1 protein-coding gene is annotated in these 1,306 nt (G+C 58.1%); it reads right to left on the bottom strand.

What is annotated here, in order from left to right; all coding sequences use genetic code 11:
• Window positions 1-760: 760 nt before the first annotated feature.
• Window positions 761-1,306, bottom strand: a 546-nt coding sequence (locus tag ABH939_RS33150; RefSeq protein ID WP_404650738.1) for a hypothetical protein, incomplete at its 5' end; no start/stop codon positions are given.

The raw sequence follows: 1,306 nt of genomic DNA, 5'->3' as shown, positions 1-1,306 counted from the left end.
CCGCGGCGCTCCTCCCGACGCTTCGCGTCGGGAGACGGGAGCGAGTCGCTGCGCTCCCCGCTAGGGAGCCGCTGCGCGGCTCGCAGTGGGTCGAGTGCCGTTGCCGTCGATCGAGTCGCTTCGCTCCTCTGAATTCCGAATCTTGGTTCTCACCAATTGAATTCATCGCAACGTGTGAACTGGTACCCGACACCCGAACGAGGCTGAGAAGGAGGGGAGGGGTCACGAAAAGCGCCCCGTCTCGCGTCCACTGCCTCGTCATCATCATGCTCCCAATCATACACCCCCACCCACCAAAACCGCAAAACAACCCGAAAACACGAAACACCGAAACACGCACCACTGCAACAATATTCGATGTTGACGAAAACACCACGGTGCACAACCCACGAAACCAACCCAACACCAACCGAATACCGAAAACCACTGATAATCAACAACATTCAAAAACACCCAAACGAGCCCCTCACAACACCCCCCACCCAACCCCCACACCACTCAAACCCGAACACCCCGCCGGCACCCAAAAACGCCGGCGCCCCACACACCCCCATTAGCCACCCCGGGGACATGCCATCACCACAAAACGACGACTGCCAGCACACACCGAGCACTCAACGTGAACGCAAAGCTGTCAATTACCCATCTGCCAGCAGCCCCATAGTCACAACGCTCTCCGCCCACGGAAGTCGCGACGGCACCAGACCAACCACACTTAGAGGGTGGCTGTCACCCGAACTGGGTACTCCTTCGATTTTCTTCAAGCGAGAGCAGCATTTGCACCGTACAGAAAGTAAAACTGTGCTTTCGTAATCGCCTCACGCGCTGCGTGCTGCGTCAGGTCGGTTCGGATAGCGGCAAGTCCTCCGCCCACTACGGCGGCAGTGCTGGAGAGCATGAGCGCGACTGCGGAGGGGAGGGCCGATGCCGGACCGGCGGCAATTCCCAGTCCAATAGCACCCACTAATCCTGAAAGTGCCGCAGGGTCGGCCGCAACTCGGCGTACCTTCTCTCGCAGAGAGGAATTCTGTTCGATCATGGCTTCAATTTCAGCCAATGCAGGCGCGACGGTGGTAGTCCATGCCTCGTCGATCTCGTGAGCAAATTGGGGGTCTTCGGGAGCAGTTTCAATGTCTTTGGTGATCTGACGAACGCCTTGCCGGAACCTGTGGAGCGGGTGGGTCTGTCCAGAAAACGGTGTAATTGATTGATTTCTAACTACTTTCGTCCGGCAGACAGCCGTCCGTCGAACGTTATCTCGAAGGCATTCAGTGCTGCCTTCCATCGGTTGGACCAGCGCCTGCGG

This window comes from Rhodococcus sp. 27YEA6 (assembly GCF_044908235.1).
In the GTDB taxonomy this organism is placed as follows: Bacteria; Actinomycetota; Actinomycetes; order Mycobacteriales; family Mycobacteriaceae; genus Rhodococcus_F; species Rhodococcus_F qingshengii.
This window is presented reverse-complemented; position numbering and strand designations above follow the sequence as displayed.